Genomic DNA, 3,875 nt, shown 5'->3' with positions numbered 1-3,875 from the left:
GTGCGTGTGGGGCGCGCGGGGGGGCGGGCGGGGGGGGGCGCCCGGCCCGGCCCGGGGCCGTTCCGCGCCGCCGGAAGTCCGTCAGAACTTCACGGCGCTGATCGTCTGGGTTATCGAGTCCAGGAAGCGCTGGATGTCGTCGGCCATGCCCGTGGACGCGAGGAAGAAGCCGAAGAGGACGGCGACCACGGCCGGCCCGCCCTTGAGGCTTCCGCCGCGGATCAGCACCACGAGGACGATCGCCAACAGCAACACCACAGACAGCGAAATGGCCACAACTGATCACACCCTCGGTCGGTCCCTGCCCAGCCCGGGGTATGCATCTGGACACCCCCGCGCCTCCATCGTGCCACCAACCCCTTTGCCCTCGGCGGGGGGTGACGAATCGTGGGACGCGCCACAGGCCCGAAAGGTTCAGGCGGGGCGGGAGATGAGGACGAGCGCGCGGTCGTCGTTGACGTCCTTGGCGACCGCCTCGATGAGGTGCCAGGCGACGCCCTCGAAGCCGCCGGGGACGCAGCGGTCGGCCTCGCCGGTGAGCCGGTCGATGCCTTCGGCGAGGTCGCGGTCGGCGGCCTCGACGAGGCCGTCGGTGAAGAGCATCAGGACGTCGCCGGGCTGCAGGGTGCCCTTGACCGGGTGGAACTCGGCGCCGTCGTAGACGCCGAGGAGGGGTCCGTCGCCGTCCTTCTCCTCCCAGCGGCCGGTGCCGGAGTGGAGCTGGAGCGCGGGCAGGTGGCCGGCGGAGAAGAGCTCGTAGTCGCCGGAGTCCAGGTCGAGGACGAGGTGGACGGAGGTGGCGAAGCCCTCGTCCCAGTTCTGCCGGAGCAGATAGCCGTTGGCGGCGGGCAGGAAGCCGTGCGGCGGGAGCGAGCCGAGCAGGCCGCCGAAGGCGCCGGAGAGCAGCAGGGAGCGGGAGGCCGCGTCCATGCCCTTGCCGGAGACGTCGGTGAGGACGACCTCCAGGGTGCGGCCGCCGTGGGTGCGGGCGGCGACGACGAAGTCGCCCGAGAAGGACTGGCCGCCGGCCGGGCGGAGTGCCATCTCGCGGTGCCAGCCGCCCGGCAGCCGGGGCAGCGCGCTCTGCACCCGGAGCCGTTCGCGCAGGTCGAAGAGCATGGTGCCGCCGCGCCGCCAGGGCACTCCGACCCGGGCCCGGAACTGGGCGATGAGCAGGCCGAAGAGGCCGCAGGCGGCGACCACCAGGACGGTGCCGGGGGTGACGCGGGCGGGCCCCTCGCCGTACGGGCCGAGGATCGTGGACTCGACGATCAGGCCGCCGGCCGCCGCCGCGTACAGGCCGAGGAGGCTGGCGGGCCGCAGCAGCAGTCCGCCGGCCACGATCGGCAGGACGAGGGCGGCGGGCGAGCACCAGACCGGGTCGAGGACGGTGCCGCAGACGATGGCGGGGATGGTGAGGAGGAGTCCGGCGAGGGCGAGCCGGTCGGAGGTGCCGCCGCGGAAGTAGTCGACGCCGGTCCGGCGCAGCACGACGCGGGCCCGGTGGGCGCGCCTGCGCAACCGGGCCGTGTACGTGTTCACTCCGTGGTGGGCCATTGGCCTGGACCCTATCCACCCCGGCGGCTCCCGTGCAGGGGTACCCCGGTGACAAGGTGCGTGAAATCGGGTCGCCTCGGGCGAGGACCGCTGATATCGATGGCATATGACGACTGAACTGCGGGTGCTGGACCCGTCGGAGTGGGATCGCTGGTTCTCTGCGCTGGAACTCGCCTTCGGGGGTGTGCCGGAGCAGCCCGAGGAGCGGGCGCTGTGGCGGGACCTGACCGAGTGCGGGCGGTCGCTGGCGGTCTGGGACGGGGACCGGCCGGTGGCGACGGCGGGGGCGTTCTCCTTCCGGCTGACCGTGCCGGGCGGGGCGTCGGTGCCGGCGGCGGGCGTGACGATGGTGAGCGTGGCCGGAACGCATCGGCGGCGGGGGCTGCTGACGTCGATGATGCGCCGGCAGCTCGACGACGTCCGGGAGGCGGGCGAGCCGCTGGCGGTGCTGACGGCCTCGGAGGCGGTCATCTACGGGCGGTTCGGTTACGGGGCGGCGACGTGGACCCAGCGCGCGGTGATCGACACCGCCCGGGTGCGGCTGGACGTGCCGGCCGGGACGGACGCGGTGTCGCTGCGGATGGTGCCGCTCGCGGAGTCCTCGGCGGTGACGGAGGCGGTGTACGCGCGGATGGTGCCGCGCCGGCCCGGGATGCTGGCCCGGCGGCCCGGCTGGGAGCGGCTGCCGCTGCTCGACCCGCCGGGGTCGCGGGAGGGTTCCTCGGAGCGGCTGTGCGTGCTGGCGGAGCGGGACGGGGAGGTCGTGGGGTACGCGTACTACGCGATCAAGCCGGACTGGAGCTGGGCGGGCGCGGACGGCTCGGTGACCGTGCACGAGCTGTACGGGCTCGACCCGGTGGCGGAGACGGCGCTGTGGCGGTTCCTGTGCTCGGTCGACCTGACGACGAAGGTGCGGGTGAACAGCGCGCCGGTGGACTCGGCCTGGCAGCACCTGGTCTCGGACGTGCGACGGTGCGAACCGGCCGTGCGGGAGGGGCTGTTCGCGCGGCTGGTGGACGTCGGCGCGGCGCTGGAGGCACGGACGTACCAGGCACCGGTGGACGTCGTGTTCGAGGTGGCGGACGCGTTCTGTCCGTGGAACGCGGGGCGGTGGCGGCTGTCGGGCGACGCGAAGGGAGCGAGCTGTTCCCGGACCTCGGACGCGGCCGATCTCGCCTTGTCGGTACGGGAGTTGGGGGCGGCGTACCTGGGCGGCACGAGCCTTGCCGCGCTGGCTTCCGCGGGGCGGGTCACCGAGTTGCGCGAGGGGGCGCTGACAGAGGCGTCGTTGGCGTTCGGGTCGCCGGTCGCGCCCTGGTTGCCGCACGGGTTCTAGGGCAGCCCACCGACGAGGTTCAGCGGTGCTGGCAGGTCGGGCACCAGAAGAGGTTCCGCGCCGCCAGGTCCGCCGTGCGGATCTCCGTGCCGCAGAGGTGGCAGGGGTGGTTCGCGCGGCGGTAGACGTAGACCTCGCCGCCGTGGTCGTCGACGCGCGGGGGGCGGTTCATCGCCTCGGGGGTGTGCTCGGGGCGGACCGTGTCGATGCGGTTGAGGCGGACGCCCTCGCGCATGAGGGCCTTGAGGTCCTCCCAGATCGCGGTCCACTCCCCCGCCGTCAGGTCCCTTCCGGCGCGGTACGGGTCGATGCCGTGGCGGAAGAGGACCTCGGCGCGGTAGACGTTGCCGACGCCGGCGATGATCTTCTGGTCCATCAGCAGGGCGGCGATCGTGGTGCGGGACCTCGCTATGCGGCGCCACGCCTTGTCGGGGTCGTCGCCGTCCCGCAGCGGGTCCGGGCCCAGGCGGGCGTGGATCGCCTGCTTCTCGGCGTCGGTGATCAGCGCGCAGGTGGTGGGGCCGCGGAGGTCGACGTACGACTCCGGGTTCGCGAGCCGCAGGCGGACCGTGTCGGTCGGCGGGGGCGCGGGGGCGTCGCCGAAGTTCACCTTGCCGAAGAGGCCGAGGTGGATGTGGACCCACTCGTCGCGCGGGAAGCCGAGGAAGAGGTGCTTGCCGTGTGCCTCGGTGGTCTCCAGGACGGAGCCGTCGAGCAGGGCGGCGGAGTCGGAGAACTTGCCCTGCGGGCTGCTCGCGCGGACGGGCCGGCCGCCGAAGCGCTCCCGGTGGTCCTGGGCGAGGCGGTGGATCGTATGCCCCTCGGGCACGGCGGTTCTCCTGGGTGACGGGACGGCGCCGCCCCGGGGGCCCCGGGGGCGCGCGCGCGCCGCGGGGGGGGGGGGGCACCGGGGCGGGGGGGGGGGGGCGCCCGGGGGGGGGTTGTGGCGCGGGTGGGGCGCCCCACAACAGAGAGGAAGGCG

The 3,875-nt window shown here is 74.1% G+C and carries 4 protein-coding genes; 1 reads left to right on the top strand and 3 read right to left on the bottom strand.

The features are described 5' to 3' along the window. Window positions 1–81: 81 nt before the first annotated feature. Window positions 82–276 (bottom strand): hypothetical protein, encoded by a 195-nt coding sequence (locus ACFW1I_RS24370; protein ID WP_030494066.1) that lies wholly within the window; start codon window positions 274–276, stop codon window positions 82–84. A gap of 138 nt (window positions 277–414) precedes the next feature. Beyond that, a complete protein-coding gene (locus tag ACFW1I_RS24365; RefSeq protein WP_384673531.1) occupies window positions 415–1,557 on the bottom strand; it encodes a PP2C family protein-serine/threonine phosphatase in 1,143 nt (380 codons plus the stop codon). Window positions 1,558–1,663: 106 nt separating this feature from the next. Between ACFW1I_RS24365 and ACFW1I_RS24360 the strand changes: the two genes are divergently transcribed. After that, the gene (locus ACFW1I_RS24360) at window positions 1,664–2,893 is read left to right on the top strand and encodes a GNAT family N-acetyltransferase (RefSeq protein WP_384673528.1); all 1,230 of its coding nucleotides are present in this window, start codon (window positions 1,664–1,666) and stop codon (window positions 2,891–2,893) included. A gap of 19 nt (window positions 2,894–2,912) precedes the next feature. On the opposite strand, the gene ACFW1I_RS24355 is transcribed toward ACFW1I_RS24360, so the two are convergent. Beyond that, window positions 2,913–3,722 (bottom strand): Fpg/Nei family DNA glycosylase, encoded by an 810-nt coding sequence (locus ACFW1I_RS24355; protein WP_384673525.1) that lies wholly within the window; start codon window positions 3,720–3,722, stop codon window positions 2,913–2,915. Window positions 3,723–3,875: the final 153 nt, after the last annotated feature.

Origin of the sequence: Streptomyces sp. NPDC058955, assembly GCF_042741435.1 — a bacterium.
Classification (GTDB): domain Bacteria; phylum Actinomycetota; class Actinomycetes; order Streptomycetales; family Streptomycetaceae; genus Streptomyces.
The sequence above is the reverse complement of the archived record's forward strand: the minus strand, read 5'-3'. Positions and strand labels throughout refer to the sequence as shown.

Bases quoted from the DNA above. Each gene is read 5' to 3' on its own strand.
- ACFW1I_RS24365 (WP_384673531.1), bottom strand. From the start codon at position 1,557: ATGGCCCACCACGGAGTGAACACGTACACGGCCCGGTTGCGCAGGCGC.
- ACFW1I_RS24360 (WP_384673528.1), top strand. From the start codon at position 1,664: ATGACGACTGAACTGCGGGTGCTGGACCCGTCGGAGTGGGATCGCTGG.